23 protein-coding genes are annotated in these 22,891 nt (G+C 64.7%); 3 read left to right on the forward strand and 20 right to left on the reverse strand.

Going from position 1 to position 22,891, the window contains the following annotated elements; genetic code table 11:
- Positions 1-74 precede the first annotated feature (74 nt).
- Entirely contained in the window at positions 75-1,844 is a 1,770-nt protein-coding gene (locus AB4099_RS03800; protein ID WP_441477081.1) for a sensor domain-containing diguanylate cyclase, read from the forward strand.
- Here AB4099_RS03800 and AB4099_RS03805 read toward each other — a convergent pair whose 3' ends face one another.
- On the reverse strand, positions 1,845-2,882 hold the full coding sequence (locus AB4099_RS03805; protein WP_441477082.1) for an L-idonate 5-dehydrogenase: 1,038 nt from the start codon (positions 2,880-2,882) through the stop codon (positions 1,845-1,847).
- Positions 2,883-3,018: 136 nt separating this feature from the next.
- Between AB4099_RS03805 and AB4099_RS03810 the strand changes: the two genes are divergently transcribed.
- Complete coding sequence (locus AB4099_RS03810; RefSeq protein ID WP_441477083.1) at positions 3,019-3,786, forward strand: SDR family NAD(P)-dependent oxidoreductase; 768 nt, start codon at positions 3,019-3,021, stop codon at positions 3,784-3,786.
- Positions 3,787-3,794: 8 nt separating this feature from the next.
- Here the strand turns inward: AB4099_RS03810 and AB4099_RS03815 are convergent, their stop codons facing one another.
- The 18 genes from AB4099_RS03815 to ybgC all read right to left on the reverse strand — a co-directional run bounded on the left by AB4099_RS03815 (position 3,795) and on the right by ybgC (position 21,683).
- Complete coding sequence (locus tag AB4099_RS03815) at positions 3,795-4,805, reverse strand: GlxA family transcriptional regulator (RefSeq protein ID WP_441477084.1); 1,011 nt, start codon at positions 4,803-4,805, stop codon at positions 3,795-3,797.
- Positions 4,802-5,365 carry an isochorismatase family protein gene (locus AB4099_RS03820; RefSeq protein WP_441477085.1) on the reverse strand — a complete coding sequence of 188 codons (564 nt, stop codon included), beginning with the start codon at positions 5,363-5,365 and terminating at the stop codon, positions 4,802-4,804. The genes AB4099_RS03815 and AB4099_RS03820 overlap by 4 nt, the downstream gene beginning before the upstream one ends.
- A 132-nt stretch (positions 5,366-5,497) precedes the next feature.
- Entirely contained in the window at positions 5,498-5,899 is a 402-nt protein-coding gene (locus AB4099_RS03825) for a low affinity iron permease family protein (RefSeq protein ID WP_113518567.1), read from the reverse strand.
- A gap of 90 nt (positions 5,900-5,989) precedes the next feature.
- The gene (gene fghA, locus AB4099_RS03830) at positions 5,990-6,826 is read right to left on the reverse strand and encodes an S-formylglutathione hydrolase (RefSeq protein ID WP_113518568.1); all 837 of its coding nucleotides are present in this window, start codon (positions 6,824-6,826) and stop codon (positions 5,990-5,992) included.
- Positions 6,827-6,959: 133 nt separating this feature from the next.
- Entirely contained in the window at positions 6,960-8,072 is a 1,113-nt protein-coding gene (locus AB4099_RS03835; protein WP_441477086.1) for an S-(hydroxymethyl)glutathione dehydrogenase/class III alcohol dehydrogenase, read from the reverse strand.
- A gap of 240 nt (positions 8,073-8,312) precedes the next feature.
- Entirely contained in the window at positions 8,313-9,182 is an 870-nt protein-coding gene (locus AB4099_RS03840) for an outer membrane protein (RefSeq protein ID WP_113513342.1), read from the reverse strand.
- A 220-nt stretch (positions 9,183-9,402) separates the two neighbouring features.
- Positions 9,403-10,746, reverse strand: coding sequence for a phosphoglucosamine mutase (gene glmM / locus AB4099_RS03845; protein ID WP_113513340.1), 1,344 nt, complete (start codon positions 10,744-10,746; stop codon positions 9,403-9,405).
- Positions 10,747-11,037: 291 nt separating this feature from the next.
- The gene (gene ftsH, locus AB4099_RS03850; RefSeq protein WP_113513338.1) at positions 11,038-12,963 is read right to left on the reverse strand and encodes an ATP-dependent zinc metalloprotease FtsH; all 1,926 of its coding nucleotides are present in this window, start codon (positions 12,961-12,963) and stop codon (positions 11,038-11,040) included.
- A gap of 111 nt (positions 12,964-13,074) precedes the next feature.
- On the reverse strand, positions 13,075-14,130 hold the full coding sequence (gene tilS, locus AB4099_RS03855; protein WP_441477087.1) for a tRNA lysidine(34) synthetase TilS: 1,056 nt from the start codon (positions 14,128-14,130) through the stop codon (positions 13,075-13,077).
- Positions 14,127-15,071, reverse strand: coding sequence for a tol-pal system protein YbgF (gene ybgF / locus AB4099_RS03860; RefSeq protein WP_441477088.1), 945 nt, complete (start codon positions 15,069-15,071; stop codon positions 14,127-14,129). The genes tilS and ybgF overlap by 4 nt, the downstream gene beginning before the upstream one ends.
- A 124-nt stretch (positions 15,072-15,195) precedes the next feature.
- Entirely contained in the window at positions 15,196-15,699 is a 504-nt protein-coding gene (gene pal, locus AB4099_RS03865) for a peptidoglycan-associated lipoprotein Pal (protein ID WP_069879425.1), read from the reverse strand.
- 190 nt (positions 15,700-15,889) lie between these two features.
- Complete coding sequence (gene tolB, locus AB4099_RS03870) at positions 15,890-17,230, reverse strand: Tol-Pal system beta propeller repeat protein TolB (protein WP_441477662.1); 1,341 nt, start codon at positions 17,228-17,230, stop codon at positions 15,890-15,892.
- 23 nt (positions 17,231-17,253) lie between these two features.
- Positions 17,254-18,456 carry a cell envelope integrity protein TolA gene (gene tolA / locus AB4099_RS03875; protein WP_441477089.1) on the reverse strand — a complete coding sequence of 401 codons (1,203 nt, stop codon included), beginning with the start codon at positions 18,454-18,456 and terminating at the stop codon, positions 17,254-17,256.
- Between the two features lie 27 nt (positions 18,457-18,483).
- Entirely contained in the window at positions 18,484-18,933 is a 450-nt protein-coding gene (gene tolR / locus AB4099_RS03880) for a protein TolR (protein WP_069879422.1), read from the reverse strand.
- Positions 18,934-18,944: 11 nt separating this feature from the next.
- Positions 18,945-19,655, reverse strand: coding sequence for a protein TolQ (gene tolQ, locus AB4099_RS03885; protein ID WP_043238377.1), 711 nt, complete (start codon positions 19,653-19,655; stop codon positions 18,945-18,947).
- A gap of 396 nt (positions 19,656-20,051) precedes the next feature.
- Positions 20,052-20,495, reverse strand: coding sequence for a DUF2852 domain-containing protein (locus tag AB4099_RS03890; RefSeq protein WP_113513332.1), 444 nt, complete (start codon positions 20,493-20,495; stop codon positions 20,052-20,054).
- An 89-nt stretch (positions 20,496-20,584) separates the two neighbouring features.
- The gene (locus AB4099_RS03895; RefSeq protein ID WP_441477090.1) at positions 20,585-21,226 is read right to left on the reverse strand and encodes a TetR/AcrR family transcriptional regulator; all 642 of its coding nucleotides are present in this window, start codon (positions 21,224-21,226) and stop codon (positions 20,585-20,587) included.
- Between the two features lie 52 nt (positions 21,227-21,278).
- A complete protein-coding gene (ybgC, locus tag AB4099_RS03900) occupies positions 21,279-21,683 on the reverse strand; it encodes a tol-pal system-associated acyl-CoA thioesterase (RefSeq protein ID WP_441477091.1) in 405 nt (134 codons plus the stop codon).
- Between the two features lie 151 nt (positions 21,684-21,834).
- On the opposite strand from ybgC, the gene AB4099_RS03905 reads away from it, so the two are divergent.
- Positions 21,835-22,344, forward strand: coding sequence for a hypothetical protein (locus AB4099_RS03905; RefSeq protein ID WP_441477092.1), 510 nt, complete (start codon positions 21,835-21,837; stop codon positions 22,342-22,344).
- Positions 22,345-22,353: 9 nt separating this feature from the next.
- Here AB4099_RS03905 and AB4099_RS03910 read toward each other — a convergent pair whose 3' ends face one another.
- Positions 22,354-22,884 carry a DUF3828 domain-containing protein gene (locus AB4099_RS03910; protein WP_441477093.1) on the reverse strand — a complete coding sequence of 177 codons (531 nt, stop codon included), beginning with the start codon at positions 22,882-22,884 and terminating at the stop codon, positions 22,354-22,356.
- Between the last annotated feature and the right edge of the window lie 7 nt (positions 22,885-22,891).

Raw genomic sequence — 22,891 nt, forward strand, 5'->3', positions numbered from 1 at the left:
AACAGGCCGAATCAAACGCGTCGAATCACGACATCCAGTTAGGTTCGGCAGAAGCTGTCGGGGCACTGCTCAGGATGAGGGCGAATATCGCGTGGCCGGCCCTCTCCTCGGGATTGAGGGGCCGGGTCCTCGTCCTGACCCTGGCCGCCCTGCTTGCGGTCGCGATCCCCTCGGCCGCAGCTTTTCTCTGGATCGTCAACGCGACGGTGGAGAAACTGGGCACGCTCTTCGCCGAGAAGCAGATCCTGTTCGATCGCTATCGCGGACTGGAATCCCTGATGCGGGAGGTCTCGCTGGCCGAAACGGTAGCGCGCTCTCCGGCAATCCTCGCCTGGGCGACAGATGAGAACGATCCCGAGAAATCCGAGCGCGGGCTCGCCGAACTCGAGCATTACCGGCTCTCGTTCAAGGACCGCAGCTATTTTGTCGTGCTCGACGGCTCCGGCAATTACTATTTCAACGACAAGCAGAACACTTACGAGACTGCCCGCAGGCGATACACCCTGTCGCGCGAGAACCCGCGCGACGGCTGGTACTACAAGACGGCGGCGCTCGGCTCCGGCTGCCACCTGAATGTCGACCACGACGACAATCTCAAGGTCACCAAGGTCTGGATCAACTGCATCATCAGCAAGGGGGACAAGCAGCTCGGCATCATCGGTACCGGCGTCGATCTCAGCCAGTTCATTCGCGAAGTCGTCGATATCCCGCAGATCGGCGTGCAGAGCATTTTCGTCGACCGCAATGGCGCGGTGCAGGCGCATCGCGATCCGCGCCTTGTCGACTTCCATAGCCTGACAAAGGACCTCAAATCCAAGAAGACGATCTTCGCGCTTGTCGACGAAGAAGCCGACCGCGCGGCTCTGACTGGGATGATGGCAGAGGTCGCGCGAGGGGGTGCCTCCGTCCGCTCACGCTTCATGACCGTCAACGGCCGCGAAACGCTCGTCGGCGTCGGCTATCTCGATCGCATGGGCTGGTTCAACATCAGCCTGATGGATGTCGATCAGATCATCGATCGAAAGCTGTTTCTCCCGATCGCATTGCTGTTGGCAACCATCCTGATGACTGCCGCCGCACTGATGACCTTGCTGTTCAAACGCAGCGTTCTCGACCGGCTGGCGCGGATGGAAGCCTCCGTCATGCGCGTCCGCGCAGGCTCGTTCACACCTTCCGAGACCGACGCCGGCCATGATGAGATCGGTCGCCTGTCGCGCGCCCTCGACGAGATGGCACGCGCGGTAGGCGACAACACCGACCGGCTTGAGGCCATGGTGCGGGAGCGCACTCAGACGCTCGAGCACCTTGCCCATCACGACCCGCTCACCTCGGTGCTGAATCGGCGTGGCTTTGAGGGGGCCTTTGCCCAGGAGCAGAACCGGGCCCTTCGCACCGGGCGCGCGACGGCGCTCGCCCTGGTCGATCTCGACGACTTCAAGACGATCAACGATACCTACGGCCATCAGGCCGGTGACCGGGTCATCGTCGAGGTCGTGCACCGCATGTCTGCAGTGCTGCGCAACTATGATATTTGCGCCCGCTGGGGCGGCGACGAGTTCATCCTGCTGATCGCCGACAGCTCGCTCGCTTCGCTTTCGGCGATTGCAGCCAAGATCGTCAGCGAGATCAGGGCAGCTCCGATCCCGCTGGATGGGACCCAGGCGATCACCGCGACCGTGAGCATCGGCGCCTGCATGGCCGGTCCGCTGGAAACCCTGTCGAGCGCCGCCGCCCATGCCGATGCCGCACTCTATGCCGCCAAGCATGGCGGCCGCGATACCTTCGTCGTCTACGACCCCGCGCTGCACGGCCAGGCGGGCCATCCGACGCTGCGGCTCGGATGATCAGGCGAAGGCGAGTTGCACCTTCATCGCCCGCGACTTGTCGCCAGCCAGTTCGAAGGCCTCGACGGCCCGCTCGACCGGGATCGACGCCGTTAGCAGCGGAGAGAGATCAACGCTGCCCGAGCCGATCATCGCCACGGCCCACTCGAACTCCTCATGAAAGCGGAATGAGCCGCGCAGGTCGAACTCCTTTGCCACCAGCACGTTCATCGGCAAGGTGAAGTTGCCGCCGACGCCGATCTGCACGATGATCCCGCCGGGCCGCACCACGTCGAACGCACCGGTCAGCGCATGCTGGTTGCCCGAGGCCTCGAACATCACGTCAAAAGCCCCTTTCTCCGCGCCGTACTCCGCCTTGAGTCGCTCCGGCTCCGCCATGACGTTGATGGCGCCGGTCGCGCCCATCTTCAACGCCATCGGCAAGGGACCGTCGACAACGTCGGTCGCGACGATCTCGGAGGCTCCCGCTGCCCTGGCGGCGACCACAGCGAGCACGCCGATCGGCCCGGAGCCGGTCACCAGGACTCGCTTGCCGAGGAGCGGACCGGCGCGCTTGGCGGCATGGAGGCACACCGAGAGCGGCTCGGCAAAGGCGGCCTGCGCCGCCGGCACATGCGCAGGCAGCTTCATCGCCTGTCGCTCCTCGACCACGAGCACATCGCGAAACCCGCCCTGGACATGGGGGAAGCGCATGGCGCTGCCATAGAACAGCATGTCGGTGCAGTGCTGCTGCTGACCTGCCTGGCAGTAGCGGCAGCGGCCGCAAGCCCGGCTCGGATTGACGGCGACACGGTCGCCCCGCCCGACGCGCGAGACCTCGCCGCCGACCGCCTCGACCGTCCCGGCGATCTCATGGCCGAGGATCATCGGCTCGCGCACGCGGATCGTGCCAAAGCCACCATGCTGGTAGTAGTGCAGGTCCGAGCCGCAGATGCCGCCCGCCTCGATGCGCACGCGCACATCCAGCGGCCCGAGTTCCGGCACGGGCCTCTCCTCGATCCGCAGGTCCTTCGCGGCGTGGATGACGACTGCGCGCATGGCGGTTCTCCCAGGGAAGACCTTGCCGGGTTCGGCTGATCTGCAATTGTCTAATCGATTGAAAGATGCTTACCCAAGCTATGCGGGCCCGCGCAAATCGAATTTGATGGGCCACCTGCGCCATTGAGGATACGCCATGTCGCTTTCGCTGTTCAGCCTTGAAGGCAAGATCGCACTCATCACCGGTTCGGGCCAGGGCATCGGCCTCGCCATGGCCGAAGGTCTGAGCGAAGCCGGTGCTCATGTCGTGCTCAACGGCCGCGACAAGGGCAAGCTCGAGACCGCACGCGCCGCGATCGCCAATTCTGGCCGCAAGGTCTCGATCTCTGCCTTCGACGTCACCGAGCAAGCGGTCGTCGAGGCGGCCATTGCCACGATCGAGGCCGAGGTCGGGCCGATCGACATCCTGATCAATAATGCCGGCACGCAGAAGCGGGCGCCCTTCACCGAGTTCCCCGCCGAGGACTGGCATGACCTGATCAACACCAATCTCCATTCGGTCTTTTATGTCACGCAGGCCGTGACGAAGCGCATGGTGCCGCGCGGCCGGGGCAAGATCGTCAATATCGGCTCGGTGATGAGCGAACTCGGCCGGCCGACCATCGTGCCCTATACCGCCACCAAGGGCGCGGTGAAGATGATGACACGCGGCCTCGCTGCCGAGCTCGGCAAGCATAACATTCAGACCAACGCCATCGGCCCCGGCTATATCGTCACCGAGCTTAACAAGGCTCTGATCGCCGACGAGACCTTCTCTGGCTGGGTCAAGAGCCGCACTCCGGCGGGGCGCTGGGGCGAGACGAAGGAACTGGTCGGTGCCGCGATCTTCCTCTCATCGGCAGCGTCCGATTACGTCAACGGTCATCTGCTGATGGTCGATGGCGGCCTGACATCTGTGGTCTGAGCCCCGGTTCAACCCGCGGCTTTGGCCTCGTTCTGCCGCATCCGGCTCGGCGGCAGACTATGGAAACGGCCCCAGGCGCGACGCAGTTGCCGAGGTGAAGCGAAACCGGCGCGTTCCGCGACCGCCTCGATATCGAGGCGGGACCCCGTCAACAGCTCCCGCGCGACTGCAACCCGCATCCGATTGACATATTCGGTGACGCTCATGCCCGCATGTTCATTGAACAGGCGCGAGAGATTGCGCGGGCTCGTTGCGGCGGCATCGGCAAGCGTAACCACCGACCAGTCGCGCACCGGGTCCGCCGCGACTGCATCCTGTGCCCGATGCACGGAAGGGTGGATGTGGTTGCGGCCTTCGAGCCACGGCGAAAGCTGCGGATCGGCGCCGGCGCGCCTGAGATAGACGACGAGAAAGCGCGCGACTGCGAGCGCGCAGGCATGCCCCGCCATCCCCGCCACGACATGCAGCATCAGATCGATGCCAGCTGTGATCCCGGCGCTGGTCAGGCGCTCGCCGTCCTCCACATAGAGCCGATTCTCAAGGATCCGGGCCGCTGGCGCAGCCTCCGCGAGTTCGCTGAGGCAGTCATAATGCGTGGTGCAGTCATATCCATCGAGAAGCCCGGCGCGGCCTGCGAGCAGAGCTCCGGAGCAGATCGAGATGAAGCGGATGCCCGGACGAACCACCCGCCGCAGCCATTCAACGATCTGCCTCTCTTGTACCGCCTCCTCCCGGCTCGAGCCCAGTTGGCCAAGGGGGATATCGGCACTGCCAGGCAGGACAAGCAGCGAGCCGTCCGGCAGAGCATCTGGCAAGGGACCGATGGCTGACACGCCAAGGCCGATCGAACTTCCGACGTCAGGCAGCGGCCCGACATAGCTCACGGCGAAGCGCAGGACGTCCTGTTCGAGATTGGCCCGGCGCAGCACCTCGATCGGTCCGGCGACATCGAGCAGCAGCACGCGCGGTGGTACGACCACGTAGACCGGCACCTCGACGGACTGCTGCGCGAGCCTCATGCTGCAAGCTTCTTGCTGCGCGGGGCGAGAGCTGTCTCCACAGTGGCGATGCGCGCAAAGCGATCGGCCAGAACGAGCTCCGTCCGCGCCCGGATTTCCGCTGCGCTCCATTGGCGGCCGGCGGCATCGGTCATCGGGAAGGTCAGGGTCGCCTCGCCGACATAATCGACCTCATAGCCGAGGTCCGAAGCGTGGCGCGTCGTGGTCTCGCAGCACTGCTCGGTACGGATGCCGGAGACGATCACGCGGCGAATGCCATTCTCGGTCAGCCAGACATCGAGCCCACTGCCGACGAGTGCGCTGTGCCGCCCCTTGCGAAAGACGGCATCCGGTTCGATAGCGAGCGGCGCGAGGGTCTTCACGTAGCCGGAACTCTCGGCGAAGGGACCGGTCGGGTCGACGTGGAAAATCTGGACGACGGGAATGCCGGCTGCCTTGGCTCCGTCGACGAGCGCCTGAAGCCGCGTGATGAAAGGCGGCACATAGGTCTCTTCGAAATAGGCACGTTGCCGGAAGGACTCTTGAACATCGATCACGAGCAAGACGGTATCAGAGGACATTTTGCATCTCCCACTTGAGGCATGGGTCCATGCTAAGCCGCTGGGTAACTGACGAAATACCAGATCGAGACGAAGGGCGGACAAATCACGCCACCACGATAGGCGACGCCCCGCTCTCCCGGCAAGCCTCAGCTAGCCCCCGTTCTTCTCCCTCGCCTTCCTCGCCAGCCTCTCGAACTCGGCCCGCATCGCTTCGAGCTTCTCTTCGTCGAGTTCCTCGAGGTCGAGCAGTTCCTCCCGAGCCCCTTCAAGCCGAAGGATGAGCTCGTCGAGCTTGATCTGCATCGCTGCGGTGTCGCGGTTCTGGCTGTTCTGGATGATGAAGACCATCAGGAAGGTGACGATCGTGGTCGAGGTGTTGATCACGAGTTGCCAGGTGTCATTGAAGCCGAAGAAGGGCCCCGACACTGCCCAGACGATGATGATCGCCAGCGCCAGGAAGAAGGTCTGGGGCTTCCCGGCCAAATGGGCCGTGCTCTGGGAAAGGCGCGTGAAGAAGGAGCGTTCCGCGATCGCAGAGCGGCTCGATGCCATGATTGCTCCCCCCGCACGCGGAACGGTTACGTTCATCAACACGGGGCGGGCCAGTCCGTTCCCGGCGCCTGGGAACGGCTGCGATCCACGTCAGGGGGTCAGGCGCTGGGCGTGCCAGGAGATATGCTGGGCCATGAAGGTGGAGACGAAATTGTAAGAATGGTCGTAGCCATCCCGCATGTGGAGTTCGAGCGGAATACCTGCGCTGACGCAGGCCACTTCGAGCAGCCAGGGCCGCAACCCCTCCTGCAGGAAGCCGTCGGCCGTACCCTGGTCAACCAGGAGATCCTTGACCCGGTGGCCGTCCGCGATCAGCGCAGTACTGTCGTAGCGCCGCCAGCGCGCCTCATCGGAGCCGAGATATTTTTCAAAGGCCGGCCGCGACCAACCCGCCGTCGAAGGCTGCGTGATCGGTGCGAAGGCCGAGACCGAGCGGAAGCGATCGGGATTCTTCAACGCGAGGGTGATCGCGCCGTGACCGCCCATCGAGTGGCCGAAGATGCCCTGCCTGCTCATGTCGACGGGAAAGTTGTGAGCGACGATCTCGCTCAGCTCTGCGAGGAGATAGCTCTCCATCCGGTAGTTTCGGGCATAGGGCTCCTGGGTCGCATCGAGATAGAAGCCCGCACCGGAGCCGAACTGCCAGTTGTCGGGTTCGTCCGGCACGCCATCGCCGCGTGGCGAAGTGTCCGGGCATATGATCGCGATACCGTTCGCGGCCGCGGCCGCGCGGTACTCGCCCTTGTCCATGACGTTCTGGTGCGAGCAGGTCAGCCCCGACAGATACCAGAGCACCGGAACCGGGCCATCCTCGATCTGCGGCGGCAGGAAGATCGCGAAGGTCATCGGACAGGCGCAGACCGCGCTCTCGTGTCGGAAAACGCGCTGCGAGCCGCCGAAGGCCTTGGAGTTCGAGAGCAGTTCCATGATGTCCCTTTCGGTCGTTCGCGACGCGCAGTCCAAGCCTGATCCGCATCATCATCCCTGCCGCAGCGAAGCGGGGATCAGGGATGATGGTGGGGTTTCCATGGAGGGTCGATGCGGCGGAAGAGCGGCCGGCTCAGTACACGACGACCGAACGAATCGACTTGCCCTCATGCATCAGGTCGAAACCGTGGTTGATCTCATCCAGGCTGAGCTTGTGGGTGATCAGGTCGTCGATGTTGATCTTGCCCTCCATGTACCAGTCGACGATCTTCGGCACATCGGTGCGCCCGCGCGCGCCACCGAAGGCCGTGCCCTTCCAGACGCGCCCGGTGACGAGCTGGAACGGCCGGGTCGCGATTTCCTTGCCGGCTTCGGCAACCCCAATGACGATGGATTCACCCCAGCCGCGATGGCAGCATTCCAGCGCCTGGCGCATCACGTTGGTATTGCCGGTGGCGTCGAAGGAGAAATCGGCGCCACCGCCGGTCAGGTCGACGATCGCCTGCACCACCTTGTCGTTGCCGATCTCGGCCGGATTGATGAAGTCGGTCATGCCGAACTTCTCGGCCATGGCGCGCTTGGCCGGATTGATGTCGACACCGATGATCTTGTCTGCGCCGACCATGCGGGCGCCCTGGATGACATTGAGGCCGATGCCGCCGAGTCCGAAAACCACGACATTGGCGCCTGGCCAGACCTTGGCGGTGTAGATCACCGCGCCGATGCCCGTCGTCACGCCGCAGCCGATATAGCAGATCTTGTCGAAGGGCGCGTCCTCACGAACCTTCGCCAGCGCGATCTCGGGCAGCACCGTGAAATTCGCGAAGGTCGAGCAGCCCATATAGTGGAAGACCTCGCCGCCATCGCAGGAGAAGCGCGAGGTGCCGTCCGGCATCACGCCCTGTCCCTGCGTGGCCCGGATCGCGGTGCAGAGATTGGTGCGGCGCGACAGGCAGCTTTTGCAGCTGCGGCATTCCGGCGTGTAGAGCGGGATGACGTGATCGCCGACCTTGAGCGTGGTCACGCCCGCGCCGACCTCGCGCACGATGCCGGCGCCCTCATGGCCGAGGATCGCCGGGAACTTGCCCTCTGAATCAAGCCCGGACAGCGTGTAGGCATCGGTATGGCAGATGCCGGTCGCCATCACCTCGACCAGAACCTCGCCCGCCTTCGGCCCGCCGATCTCGATGGTTTCGATGGTCAGCGGCTTTCCGGCCTCCCAGGCAACGGCGGCGCGTGTCTTCATGGTCATATCCTTGCAGAAGGCCAGCGCGAGCGGCGATGGCGCGTGGGCTGGAAGCCTGGTCAGTGGAGGCGTGTCCCGACTGCGAACTGCCTCGGCCAAGCACGAATAGGGCGAAGGGATGGAGGCTTTGTCAACGCGCCCCCTGGGGCCGGGAGCCTCGCAGCATGGCAAAGTTTCGAAATGCAGACGGCGCGGATCGATGACCCGCGCCGTTCTTTGCGAAGCTGGAGAACCAGTTGGTCAGTACTTGCGCACGACCGGCGCCTGGTAGGCAATCGGAGCCGGAGCAGCGCAGCAATCGGGATCGCCAAAATTCCAGCGCATGCCGATCCGGAAATCGTGGCTTTGGATGTCCTTGGCCTTGAGCGGACGGTAGCTCTCCGCAAGGAAGGCGTTTTGGAGAACCCCGGACTGCGCATCGCCGAGATTCAGGTAGCGATACCCGAGTTCAAGCGTCAGATTCTTGTTCACCTCATAGCCGAGACCGGCCATGAGCGCCCAGGCGAGGCCGGACTTGGTGCCTGTGCCCGCGGTTCCCAGCGTCGACGAGACGGGCCCGAACGGCTCGTTGGCGAAGACGATGCCCTGGTCGGTCAGTCCGCTGATGCGGTTCTGCGCGACACCGATACCGGCGCCGATATAGGGCGTCAGGCAGTTCCAGGTGCCGAGATCGACATAGGCGTTGAACAGGGCCACCATCGAGGACAAGTTGCCCTTGTAGGTGTTGGTCTGGTTGCCATTGGCGAACGGATTGAAGAGCTTGTCGCTGACGCCGATCTGCGAGGCGCCACGATACTCCCAGGTGCCGTCGACGCGGAACCAGTTGTTGAAACGATAACCGATACCGACACCGCCGAAGAAGGCCGATTCCTCGGTCTTCCCGAAGAACTGGCCGCCAAAGGCCTGGACGTCTTCCTGGTAGAATTTGTCGATAGACTGCACACCGACCCCGACATCGCCGCGCAGATACCAACCGGACCCGATCGTCCCGCGCAGGGCAACAGGCTCAGGCGGTGGAGGCAGCAGAGGGGCGAGGTCGGCAGCGGAGGCCATTGCGGAACCTCCGAAGGCCATGACGCCCGCCAGCGCGAGAATTTTCAGGCTGCCCATGGCAGAGTCCCTCGAGTTTGCGCGACGCGATACGCAGCTCGCGCGTGTTACCGACGGGAAGGACCCTGGCACGAATTCCTTAAACGACGCTTAACCTTACCGCTTAACCACGAACTCTCGTGCAAACGAGCAAACCCTGTGCATTCCAAAGATGGAATGCACAGGGACCTGCCCTCGTTTCAGGATGATCTTTGACCGAAAACGCAGCCTGCCTGCTACGTCAGGCTGCGGCCTTCGTCACCGCATCGACGATGTCGTCGACAGCGCGCATCACCAGGTCGCGGTCATCGCCTTCGGCCATCACCCTGATCACCGGCTCGGTGCCTGACGGACGAATGACGAGACGCCCGCTATCCCCGAGCATTTGCCTGGCGGCCTCGATTGCGTTGACGACCGGCTTCTCCGTCAGGGGCTGGCCCTGCTTGTAGCGCACGTTCTTGAGGATCTGCGGCAGCGGCTCAAAGCAGTGGCAGACTTCCGAGACCGGCTTGTCCATCCGCTTCACCACCGCGAGCAGCTGCAGCGCCGCCACGAGCCCATCTCCGGTGGTCGCATAGTCGGAGAGGATGATATGGCCCGATTGCTCGCCGCCAAGGTTGAAGCCGTTCGCCCGCATATGCTCGAGCACATAACGGTCGCCCACTGCGGTGCGCTCAAGGCTCAGGCCGAGTCCGGCGAGATAACGCTCCAGCCCGAGATTGGACATCACGGTCGCGACGATGCCAGGCGCCGAGAGACGACCGTCCTCCTGCCAGCTGCGTGCGATCACGGCCATCAGCTGGTCGCCATCGACGGCGTGTCCCTGCTCGTCGATGATCAGCACGCGATCAGCGTCGCCATCAAGGGCAATGCCGATATCGGCGCGCAGCTCGCGCACCTTCTGAGCCAAGGCATCCGGCTTGGTCGAACCGACATCCTTGTTGATGTTGAAGCCGTCGGGCTCGACCCCGATGGCGATGACCTCGGCCCCGAGCTCCCAGAGCGCCTCGGGGGCAACCTTGTAGGCGGCGCCGTTGGCGCAGTCGACGACGATGCGCAGCCCGTCGAGATTCATGTTGCGCGGCAAGGTGCGTTTGGCGAATTCGATATAGCGCGCATGGGCGCTGTCGATGCGCTTGGCACGACCAAGCATCGCAGCCTCAGAAAGTTGTGCTCCGAGATCTGAATCGATCAGGGCGGCGATCTCACTTTCGACCTCGTCATTGAGCTTGTAGCCGTCGGGACCGAACAGCTTGATGCCGTTATCCTCATAGGGGTTGTGCGACGCCGAGATCATCACGCCGAGATCCGCGCGCATCGAGCGCGTCAGCATCGCGACCGCCGGCGTCGGCATCGGACCGAGCTGCAGCACATCCATGCCGACCGAGGTGAAGCCGGCGATCAGCGCCGTCTCGATCATGTAGCCCGAGAGCCGCGTATCCTTGCCGATCACCACGCGGTGGCGGTACTCGCCGCGCCGAAACGCGATACCGGTAGCCTGGCCGACCCTGAGCGCCAGATCGGGCGTGATCACGCCATTGGCGCGGCCGCGAATGCCGTCGGTTCCGAAATATTTGCGCGTCATATCCAGTCGATCCAGATGGCGGCCATGATGGGAGCTTCGCGGACAACCGGGGCGCGGTTGCAACCAGCCCGCTCCCGGCCCTGTTGAGTTCTTCTATAGCGGGACATGCGTTCCGCCTTCTCACGTTTTATGACGAATTTTATCATGGGCGACGCCGCCGGAACGAAGACGGGAACGATCGCGCGGGTCTCGCCCGGTCACACGCAACAGCCCCACCTAACCATTGATCGCAGGCAAAGAAAAAGGCGGCCAACAGGGCCGCCTTCATGTGTCAGGTCCGACCGAGGCCGTTCAGACCAGCGGCTGCGGCTCTAGACCAGCGTCAGGCTCGTCGCGCTTACGGCCGCGGCCGGCACTCGGCACCGCCGAGCCACGAGGCGCCGACGGCGTATCGTCAGCATCGCGGGTCGGACGCTTGCCGGCGATCAGGTCGCGGATCTCGTCGCCGGTCAGCGTCTCGAACTCGAGCAGCGCCTCGGCCACGTGGACGAATTCCTCATGGTGTTCGTTGAGGATCTTCTTGGCGTCCAGGTAGCCCTGGTGGACGAGCTTGCGCACTTCGCTATCGATCTTCTGCGCGGTCGCTTCCGACACGCTCTGGGTCCGGCCCATCGACATGCCCAAGAAAACCTCTTCCTGATTGTCGCCATAGGCGACCAGGCCGAGTTCATCGGAATAGCCCATCTGCGTGACCATGGCCTTGGCCATCTTGGTCGCCTGCTGGATGTCGCCGGTGGCGCCAGACGTGATGTTCTCCTTGCCGAAGGTGATCTCTTCCGCGACGCGACCGCCCATGGCCACCGCAAGCTGCGAGGTGAACTCCTTGAACTTCATCGAATAGCGATCGCCCTCCGGCAGGAACTTGACCATGCCGAGCGCACGGCCGCGCGGGATGATCGTCGCCTTGTGGACCGGGATACCAGCGGGGACATACAAGCCCACGATGGCGTGCCCGGCCTCATGGTAGGCGGTGAGCTTCTTCTCTTCCTCGGACATCGCCATGGATTTGCGCTCGGCGCCCATCATGACCTTGTCCTTGGCATCCTCGAACTCGGCATGGGTGACCATGCGCTTGCCGCGGCGAGCCGCGAGCAAGGCCGCCTCGTTGACGAGATTCATCAGGTCGGCACCCGAGAAGCCGGGGGTTCCGCGCGCCAGGATCTTGAGATCGACATCGGGAGCCATCGGCACCTTGCGGACATGCACGCGCAGGATCTTCTCGCGACCGGCGACGTCGGGATTCGGCACGACGATCTGGCGATCGAAGCGACCGGGACGCAACAGCGCCGGATCGAGCACGTCCGGGCGGTTCGTGGCGGCGATGATGATCACACCCTCATTCGCCTCGAATCCGTCCATCTCGACGAGCAGCTGGTTCAGGGTCTGCTCGCGCTCGTCATTACCGCCGCCGAGACCGGCGCCGCGGTGACGACCGACCGCATCGATTTCGTCGATGAAGATGATGCAGGGCGCGTTCTTCTTGGCCTGCTCGAACATGTCGCGCACGCGGCTCGCGCCGACGCCGACGAACATCTCGACGAAGTCCGAACCCGAGATCGTGAAGAACGGCACATTGGCTTCGCCGGCGACAGCGCGCGCCGTCAGCGTCTTGCCGGTGCCGGGAGGCCCGACGAGCAGCACGCCGCGTGGGATGCGCCCGCCGAGCCGCTGGAACTTCTGGGGATCGCGCAGGAACTCGACGATCTCCTGCAGATCCTCCTTGGCCTCGTCGATGCCCGCGACATCCTCGAAGGTGACGCGACCATGCGCCTCGGTGAGGAGCTTGGCCTTGGACTTGCCGAAGCCCATGGCGCGACCGGCACCATTCTGCATCTGCCGGGACATGAAGATCCACAGGCCGATGAAGATGACGAAGGGCAACGAATTGACGAGCAGCGCCATGAACCAGGGCGTCCCCTCCGACGGCGCACGCGCCGAGACCTGGACACCCTTCTGCGCCAGCGTCTTCAGCAGCGCCGGGTCGCCATAGGGAGCATAGGTGACGAAGCTGCGCCCATCCGAAAACGTGCCCGAAATCTCCTGGCCAGCGACCACGACATTGGAAATCCGCCCGGCCTCGCTCTCGTTGATGAGCTGGCTATAGGGGATTTCGTTGGTGCTGGTGCGTTGGCTCGGGCTCTGGAACAGCGTCACGAGCGCCAGAACCAGCAGGAAAATCACCACCCAGAGGGCGAAATTACGGAAGTTCGGATTCATTCTCTGTCCGATCGGGCCGCCCGGTCCAACCGGAGAGGGCCAAGGGTTTCAGGCGTTAATCTAGGAGCGGCGAAGCCCCTTGCCAAGGGAAACAGCAGATTCGACCCGGGCTCATCGCGACGCAGGGTGAACGCCCCGTCTGCGCACCGGCTCCGGCACCAGCGTCAGGACACCGTCCCGATCGAGCGCCAGTACACACCGCGATAGTGTCCGCGTCATGGCCGCGCCCCGCCGCGCGGCTTCCAGAAGCGCGAACACGCAGCCTTCCAGCCGCTCGAGCCGCGGCAGTTCCGCGCTCGGTCCAGGCGCCTGAGCGAGCGCTTCGGCCACGACCCGCAGGGCAATTTCCTCGGGCTGATCCACCAGAGCGCCGAAGCGCAGCCGCGACCCTCCCCTCCCCTCGTCCGCAAGCATCAGCGAAGGCAGCAAGAGGGCAACCTGGTGTTCTATCGCGGCGTCCACGCGCGCCAGCCTAGCGGCCAGGACGGCCAGGCGCTCGGCCGTAAGCCCCTCATCGGCCAGCATCGGCATCAGGGTCCGCCAACGCGCGCGCTCGAACCGCGGATCGGCATTGCTCGGGTCGCGAATGAAGGGAAGCCCCCTCGCCTCGGCGGTCGCGACGAGACGCGCTTTCGGCACGGCAAGCAGCGGACGTGCCAACACCGTGCCACCCTTGCGCACCCTGGCCCGCATGCCGGCAAGTCCGCTCGGCCCGGAACCGCGCGCCATCCGCATCAACAGCGTCTCGGCCTGGTCGTCGAGCGTGTGCGCCGTCACCAGCACTGCACCACCGAGAGCCTCCGCATGTGTCGCCAGCAGGGCATAGCGCGCCTCACGCGCCCGCTGCTGGATGCCCGTCGCAGGTTTCGGACCCGCCCAGCGCAGGATCATGTGGGGAACCCTCAGCCCGGAGCAGAGCGCGCCGACGGCTTCAGCTTCGCTCGAGGAGGTCTCGCGCAGGCCGTGATCGACCGTTGCCGCGTGGAGCGCGGGGCGACCGGGTGGCTGCGACCAATCCTGCAACAGCGCAAGCAGCGCGACCGAATCCGGGCCACCGGAGACGCCAACCAGCAGGCGCGCTTCATCCGCCAGGCCCGCAAAGAGCTCAGCCGCCTCGCCGGCAGAAACCGGAAGATGCTCAGATGGGCTGGAAGCGAGCGCGCTCAAGCGCAGCGGGCGCGGCGCCGTTCGCGTTCGACACCCTGCCGCACGGCATTGGAGGCGGACGGATAGTCGACGCCGACCTTGGCATAGGTCGCGCAGGCCTGGTCGCGTGCACCGAGCCCGTTCAGCGACATGCCGAGCTTGAGCAGGCTGTCGGCGCCCTTGCCGGCGCGCGGGTAGTCACGCGAAATCTTCAGGAACTGCTCGGCCGCCTCGCGATAGCGCTGGCGCTGGAAATAGCTCTCGCCGAGCCAGAAGGTGGCATCGGCGGCAAGACGATCACGCGGATAGCTCTGCAGGAACTGGCGAAAGCCCATTTCGGCCTGCTCGTATTCCTTGCGCAGGACATAGGCATAGGCCGCGTCGTAGCTGTCCTTGGGGCTCGGCGCGGCGCCTGTCGCTGCAACGCTCGGCCCGCCACGCGGTCCCCCCTGCGGGAGCGCACCCTGCGGGACCTGTCGGCCGACGCCCTGAAGGTCGAGAGGCCCCTGGCCACCACCCGCTCCGGCGAATTCGTCCTCGATGATACCTTCCATGCTGCCGAGCTGGCGCGGCGCCCCGGAGCCACTCGGGTGCGCGGAAGGGTCGAAGGCATCATTCCGACGCGGACGACCAGGCTGTGTCGCCGGCGGCTGGGCAGCCGGTCCCGGCGAAGCGCCACCCGGGCGAGCGCCGCCACCGCTGCCGCCGCGCTCGTTCAGGCGGAAATCGACATCCTCCTGGAACTTGCGGAGCTGTTCCGTGAGCCGGCGGTTCTCGAACTGCAACTGCTCGATCTGACCGGAGAGCGCTCGGACCTGGTTTTCCAGTCGCCCGGTGCGCACGGTCAGCTCGGCGGCATCCTGCGCCGCAGCCGGCAACGCAGCCCATGCAATGGCCCCGAAGGCGACGGCAGCCAGCAGTCGCGCCCGGCTGGGTAGAAAGGCAAATTCTCGAACCATCATGAAGACCGGACTGTTTCTCTCAAGTGACGGGTTATCACACGCTGTCACCGCGGCCAAAATATGAAAAGGCCGGCACTTCCGCAGGGAAAGTGCCGGCCTCGATAGATTTCAGAAAGCCGGATGCTCAGACGCCGCCGGCGCCATCGAGCACGGTCACGGAACGGCGATTCTGCGACCAGCAGGAAATGTCGTTGCAGACTGCCACTGGGCGCTCCTTGCCGTAGGAGATCGTACGCATCCGGTTGGCCTGGATGCCGCGCGAGGTCAGATAGTCGCGCACCGTCTGGGCGCGGCGAGCGCCAAGCGAATAGTTGTATTCGCGGGTGCCGCGCTCGTCGGCATGGCCCTCGACGGTGAAAGTGTAGCGCGGGTAGCGCTGCAGCCAGGACGACTGCTTGTCGAGGGTCGAGACGGCCGTCGGCGTCAGGTCGGTCGAATCGGTCTCGAAGAAGACGCGGTCACCGACATTCACCACGAAATCCTGGGCGCTGCCGGGGGTGGCCGCGCCGCCGGCACCAAAGCCGGCTTCGGCGTTCTGGTCCTTGGCGCAGGCGCCCAGTGCGAGCGTGGCAGCAATGGCGGCGGCGAAACGGGCAGTGCGCGGGCTGGCGAGCGAGGCAAGCAGCATGTTGATTCTCCAGGCGGGTCTAGGTTCCGCAATCAGAAAGTCGTGAAACTCAGACACATCAATGATGTGTCAACCTAAACGAGACCTTGCCAAATCAAGGCGAAGTGGCGGCATTGCGGCGTATGGTTAACCAATTGCAGCGAAATGCAGCATTCTCCGCGCTGTTGCGCAGGAGCAACAGATTGCCGCCTCAGCGCGCCGTCGTCAGGAGCGGCGACCAGCTCGGATCCGAGGCGAAAGCCGGTGTCGGCACCGGCACCTCGACCCGGCCCGTGATATCGACCATGTAGAGCTTGCCGCCGGATTGCCCGCCCGGATCACGAAAGAACATGATGTACTGGCCGTTCGGCGCCCAGTTCGGTGCTTCGTTGTGGAAGCCTTCGGTCAGGATGCGCTCGCCCGAGCCGTCCGGCCGCATTACGCCGATGGCGAAGCCGCCGCCGCCCTGGCGCGTGAAGGCAATCAGGTCGCCGCGCGGCGACCATGACGGCTGAGAATAGGAGCCCTGGCCGAAGGAGATGCGTTTGCCCTCCCCACCGCCGAGCGCCATCACATAAAGCTGCTGCGAACCGCCGCGGTCGCTCTCGAACACCATCTGGGTGCCATCAGGCGAGAAGGAGGGCGAGGTGTCGATTGCGCCGGTCGAAGTCAGTCGTGTCGTCGTGCGCGAGCCGATATCGATCATGTAGAGGTTTGCGTTGCCGCCCTGCTGCAGGCTGAGCGCGATCTTCGCGCCATTCGGTGAGAAGCGCGGGCTCGAGGTCATGTCGGGGAAATTCCCGACGACCTGACGCTGTCCGGTTTCGATATTCAGCACATGCACGCGCGGCTGCTCGCCAGTGCGCTGTGCCATATAAGCGACTTCCTGCGCCACGGGCGAGTAGCGCGGGGTCACGACCGAGACCTCGCCATTGGTCAGGTAGCGGACATTGGCGCCGTCCTGGTCCATGATGGCGAGCCGCTTGCGCCGGTTTTCCTTCGTCCCGGATTCGTCGACGAAGACGACGCGGGTATCGAAGAAGCCGCCGACGCCCGTGACCTTCGTGAAGATCGCGTCCGAGATGATATGGCCGACCCGCCGGCTGTTATTCGGGTCGGTGAAGTACTGCTGCCCGTCGATCTGCTCGCCGGTGACGACGTCCCAGAGCCGGAACTCGGCGCGAAGCCGCCCACCGTCGCGCGAGACGCGCCCCGTCACCAGCCCCTGTACGCCGGCGGCCTTCCAGGCCTCGAACTGCGGCACCGCATCGAAGGCCGGGTTCTTGTCAGGGTGGCGCGATTTGTCGATCGGCTGGAAATAGCCGGAACGCTTGAGATTGTTGGTGATCACGCCGGACACCATCACGCCGGCTTCGCCGCCGAAATCGGCGATCGCGATCGGCATGGGCTGGAAAGTACCCTTGCGCAGGTCGATCACCAGTTCCGCGCGCGCAGCCGCCGGGACCAGCAGCGGCAAGGATAGGGCCGTTCCGGCAAGGGTCAGCGCATGGCGGCGCGTCAGCCCGGAACGGGTCTGACCGGCGCCCTCGATCATGGAGTTGCGAAACATGGGGGTCACAGCACGTCCCTAGAGTCGAAATTGACGACGACATCGCGCCAGTCGTCATAGTAAGCGGCAAATTGAGCAGGAATGCGCAGGGGCGCGCAACGGCGCGTTGCCGTCAGGGCGGAATCGGCCGCGACCCGGAACAACGGATCGGACGAGGTGTTGATCACACTCGGCTGGCCCACGAGCGAGCCGTCGGTATTCAGCTTCATCCGTACTGAGGGCACGACTGGGGCTTTCGCATTCGCGAGCCCGATCGGCACGTTCCAGCATCTCAGGAGCTGGTCCTGAATGATCCCGACAAGTTGTGCGCGCAGCGAGGGGCTGAGCTTTTGCGACGAGCCGCGCTCGGTGCCGAGCGACGCGGTGCGGTTCACCTGCGGCGCGGACGAGCCTGAGGACTGAGCCGGCTCCTTCGATTGCAGAAGCTTGGCGATATCGGTCGGGTTGAAGTTTTTGGCGATCTCCGCCTCACGCTTGGCCTTGGCCTCTGCTTCGGCCTTTGCCTTGGCGGCAGCGGCGATCTTGGCCTTGGCCTCGGCTTCGGCCTTCGCCTTGGCTTCCGCCTCAGCTTTTTCCTTGGCCGCCTCGGCAGCGGCCGCCTTGGCCTGCGCTTCCGCCTTGGCCTTGGCAGCAGCGTCGGCCCTGGCCTGCGCATCGGCTTCGGCCTTCGCCTTGGCGGCGGCCTTGGCATCCTCCTCGGCCTGCTTCGCCTTGGAGGCCAGTTCAGCTTCCTCGGCCAGCTTGGCGAGTTCCTCGCGGCGCAGATCCGGCTTTGGCTCAGCCGCAGCCTCTGCCTTCTGTGGCGGCTGCTTCGCCGGCTCCGGCGGCTTGGGCTCCGGCTTCGGAGGCTGCAGCGCAGGGCGGGCTGGCGGCATTGGCGCCGAAGCGTTGTCGTCCGCGGTCTTCAATTCAGCGGGCCGCGTCGGTGGCGCAGGGGTGTCCTGCTTGGCCTCGCCGGCCTCCTTGCGCTCGACCGTCTCCGACTGGCGCTCAGCGCGCTGGACCGGCTGTTCCTGCACCTTCTCAGCCTTGCGTTCGCCGCGCGTGACCTGATTCAGTGCACTCGGATCGACCATCTCGACGGCGATCGCCTCTTCGTTCTCCGGCAGGGGATTCGGCGACGAGAACGCCAGCAGCCCCGCGACGAGAAACGTCACGTGGCCGAGAGCGGAGAGCGCGATTCCCGGTTCGGAGGTGGAGAGCTTCACGGCTGGAAATACCTCGCCTTCACGTCGTCAGCGCGTTGCGGGCTCGGTGACGAGCGCCACACGCTTGAACCCGGCTGACGTGATCGTCGACATCACCGAGGCGACGCGCCCGTAATCGACCTGACGGTCGCCGCGCACATAGATGCGCTCGTCGAAGCCCTGCTTGGCGAGGCCATGCAACTTCGTCACCAGATCGGGCTCCAGCGTTGGCTGGTCCTGGAGGAAGATCTGGCCCTTGCTGTCGATGGCAATGGTGATTGGCTTCTGGTCGACATTGATCGGCTTCGCCCCGGTCTGCGGCAGATCGAGCGGAACGCCGGTCGCGATCAGGGGCGCGGCCACCATGAAGATGATCAGCAACACCAGCATGACGTCGATGAACGGCGTCATGTTGATCTCGGCGATCGCGCTGTGGCGGCGACCACGCCGGCCCCGCCTGCCTCCGGCCTTGGCGCCGGTCGCTGCTGACATGCCCATCGTGCAGCCCCTTACGCCGCCAGCCGCTCGTCGATCTGCCGCGACAGGATCGCGGAGAACTCGTCGGCAAAGGCTTCGAGGCGGTTCTGGGCCTTGGCCACTTCGGCCTGCAGCTTGTTATAGGCCATCAGAGCCGGAATCGCTGCGAACAGACCGATCGCGGTGGCGAAAAGCGCCTCCGCGATACCGGGCGCCACGACGGCAAGGGAGGAATTCTTGGAGACCGCGATCGCGGTGAAGGAATTCATGATGCCCCAGACCGTGCCGAACAGGCCGATGAAGGGAGCGGCCGAGGCAATGGTCGAGAGCACGAGCAGCTTCGATTCCAGCCGCTCGGTTTCGCGCTGAATGGTGACGTCGAGAACCTTGTCGATACGTGCGGAAAGGCTGGCGACCGAGCGGCCGCCATTCTCGAAGGAGCGCTTCCACTCCCGCATCGCCGCGACGAAGACCGCCGCCATGTCGTTGACCGGCTTGCTCGCCAGATCGCGATAAAGCTCTTCCAGCGACCGACCGGACCAGAACACCTCCTCGAAGGCATCCATATCGCGGCGGGTGCGGCGATAGAGCAGCGTCTTGTCGATGATGATCGACCAGCACCATACCGAGGCGCCGAGCAGGCCCATCATGACCAGCTTGACGACGATATGGGCGTGCCAGAACAGCGTCCAGAACGACATGTCGATCTGTGGCGCAGCCTGCGCAACCTCGGCGGGGTTCATACTGTCATCCTTTCAGACGGTCAGCGCGATCGAGCGCTGCTGATCCAATCTCCCGCCGACCAAATCGATGACCGAGGCCACGAATACCTCGCGCCACCACCGAATTTGCGAACTGGGGAACATGCCGTTCCTGTCAATTGCCTTTGAATCCGGCGAAAGATGGGCGCATCCGGGGTTTTCTTCATCAGCGACTCGTGCTGGTCGAGTTAAGCACCCAGCAAGGTTAATGCCGGGTTGACAGCGAAACGAATCGAACCGCGCGCCACTGCCTCGGGCTTTGGAGCGGCGCGAGCGGACGCCCTGCGTCACTCTGCAAACGGAGCGTCCTCAAAGCAAAATGGCCCGCCTCGTTGCCGAGGCGGGCCATCGTCTGGCGTCAGGTTTCAGGCGGAAGCGTCAGGCCGCATCCTGGTCCGGCTGGCTGCCGGGCCGGCGATCGGCCATGAACTGGTCGAACTCGGCCTTGTCCTTGGCCATGCGCAGGCGCCCCAGGAAATCCTGGAACTCGCGCTGCTCGTCCTCGAGCCTGCGCAGGGTTTCTGCACGGTACTCGTCGAAGGCATGGTTGCCGCTGGACGGCGGACCGCCCCATCGACCCCAGCCGCCGCCAGGGCCGCCGCGTTCACCCATGCGTTCCCGCATGCGGTCCATCTTCTCCTGAAGACGGCTCATCCGGTGTTCGAACCGGTTTCCACCGGCATATCCGCAAGACATGCGTCCACTCCCCCACATGAAGGCCAGGGTCGCAAGACCGAGCGGCCACCACACGATGAAGCCCAGCACCGCAAAAGCGAACCAGGCCCCTCTTCCATATTCATCAAGCCTCGCAACGATCGGCATCGATCCCTCGCGATATCAGTGAGTGTGTATGTTAGTCACATACACATTATGGGAACGCGCCCAACGCCTGTCAAGCGGCGGGGGCGGCTTCAATTCCCTGGTGCCGACAGGCCGAGCCCTTGCAGATAGATCAGCATATTGGCTTCCAGTAATTCGGCCGCCGACATCGGCAGCGAGCGGCGGCCTGCATCGGCTCGTCCGAACAGAGCTGCCACACCATGCGACATCGCCCAGACATGCAGCGCCATCATCAGCGCCGGCGGCCGGCGCCCCGCCGGAAGGGTCGCGATCAGGCCCTCGCAGGCTGCACGCAGCATCTGGAAGGAACGATCCGCCGCGAGACGCAATTCCGGGCTGGCATCGAGTGGTACGCCAGCCTCGAACATCGCGGAATAATAGGCCGGCTGCTCATGAGCGAAGGCGATATAGGTTTGGCCCAGACGCTGGAACGCAGCCCATGCATTGGGCTTGCCCTCGTTCCAGGCGCGCGACTGTGCCGCCTCGAAGGCCTGGAAGCCGCGCGTCGCGACATCGGCCATCAGTTCGACCTTGTCGCGATAATGCCGATAGGGCGCCGTCGGGCTGACCCCGGCCAGTCGTGCGGCTTCGGCAACGGTGAAGCCGTTCGCCCCCTTCTCTGTGATCAGCTCGAGCGCCGCCTTCACCAGCTCCTCCTTGAGGTTGCCATGGTGATAGCCGCGTCGCTCCGAATCCGGCCGCCGTCCGATCATGTAAGGAGCGCTAACATAGCAGGCGAATGGCGTCGACGGTGTTCGCCGCCCATCACGCCTCGAGCCCCAGCCGGTGGCGCAGCGTGTCGGGAATACGCCGGGCCCGACCGCCGCCGACGCAGGCGACCTTGACCTCGGCGGTGATCAGAACCTCTTCGCCACGGAGCACGCGCTGGGCAATATCCATCGTCGCGCCGCGCGCAGCAGTCGCCACGGTCTCGACGGTCAGCATGTCGTCCATCACGGCAGGCTTAAGGAATTCGATCGTCATGCGGCGCACTGCGAAACCCAACGCCGCGCCCCCGTCGAACAGCTCGCGCTGTTCAACACCGAGCGCGCGGATCAGCTCGGTACGGCCGCGTTCCATGAACCGCAGATAGGAGGCGTGATAGACGACACCGGAGAAATCGGTGTCTTCATAATAGACCCGGATGGGAAGCTGGTGGACGGCGCTCATATGGCTGCGGGATTTCCGTGATGATGTTTCCCGACCTTTAGACCGGGCATGGCCGGCGGAACAACCACCGCGCCCTGGCGACGCCGCGCTATCGGGAACCTGCCGGCCTCGCTAAGGTTGATTGGTCGACAGCCTCACAAGGAGAACTGGTATGGCCCTTTCGCTCAAGGCAATCGAGCGCCTCCTCGACAAATCGGAGTTGCAGCTCTTTGCCCGTACCCGCCGCAGCACGATCGGCGCGGCAAGTGATGCCGACTTGCAGGACCTCGCCAAGCAGATCCGTGAACGCCGCGACCGGGCTCGCGGCATTGCGCGGCAGCAAAGGCGCGAAATGCGCCGCAAGGCCGAGCCGCAGGGAGCCCGGCCCGCCTCCGACAATAGCGGGACAAAGGCCAAGGCCGACGCCCTTACCGCGGCGCTGAAGCGCGTCGGCGCCGAGCGGACGCGTCGCACCGAGAAGCTGCACGCTCCCAGCCAGCGCAGCCTCGCCCGCAAGGCTCTGGCGCTGAAGCAGCGCCAGGCTGCCGCCAAGACGCAGCCTGCGAGCCGGCAGGCCGGCAAAGGCATGAAGCCCGTGCCGAGCAGCAAGGCAGGGAAATCCGGCGCGCTCGACCATGCGGGCCAGCGCTCGGCGATGCACCGAGCGAAATTCGCGCGGTAGCAGCAGACCTCAGCGCGTGCAGGGTTTCTTCATGAAGGAGCCGCACTCATAGGGTTGCGACAGCGCCTCGCGGATGCTGTCGCTGCCAGTGCCGATATCGTCGATGCGCCAGGCACCGCCTTCCAAGATCATCCGGAATGGTACCTTCACTGGCTTTCCAAGGCTCTGGAAGCTGGCGGTGACAAACGCCAGCCCATCCGCCGGCTTCCCGGTCGCCACGACGCGCAGGTTCTTCACCTCACCATCCTGGCCATTGAGGAAAGGATCGGCGCCGATATTGCCCATCTCACCGCTCTCATCCTGATAGAGGTCGTCGCGCGCGAACAAGGCCGCGAGTGACCTGCTCATCAGCATGTCGCGATGCGGTGGTCGCCATGCTGGCGGAGCCGCTCTCGGGCCGGTGGTGGCAAGACTGCGGATGGTGGCGGCATAGGCCTGTTTGACTGTCGCTTCGGGCGTGGACTCGGCTGCGGCAGCCCATTGCGCGGCGAATCCCGCAACGAGCGAGACGAAGACGGCGAGCAGAAGATTCCGCAGCATTCCCAGC

The organism is Allobosea sp. 2KB_26 (genome assembly GCF_052115715.1).
Taxonomy (GTDB): domain Bacteria; phylum Pseudomonadota; class Alphaproteobacteria; order Rhizobiales; family Beijerinckiaceae; genus Allobosea.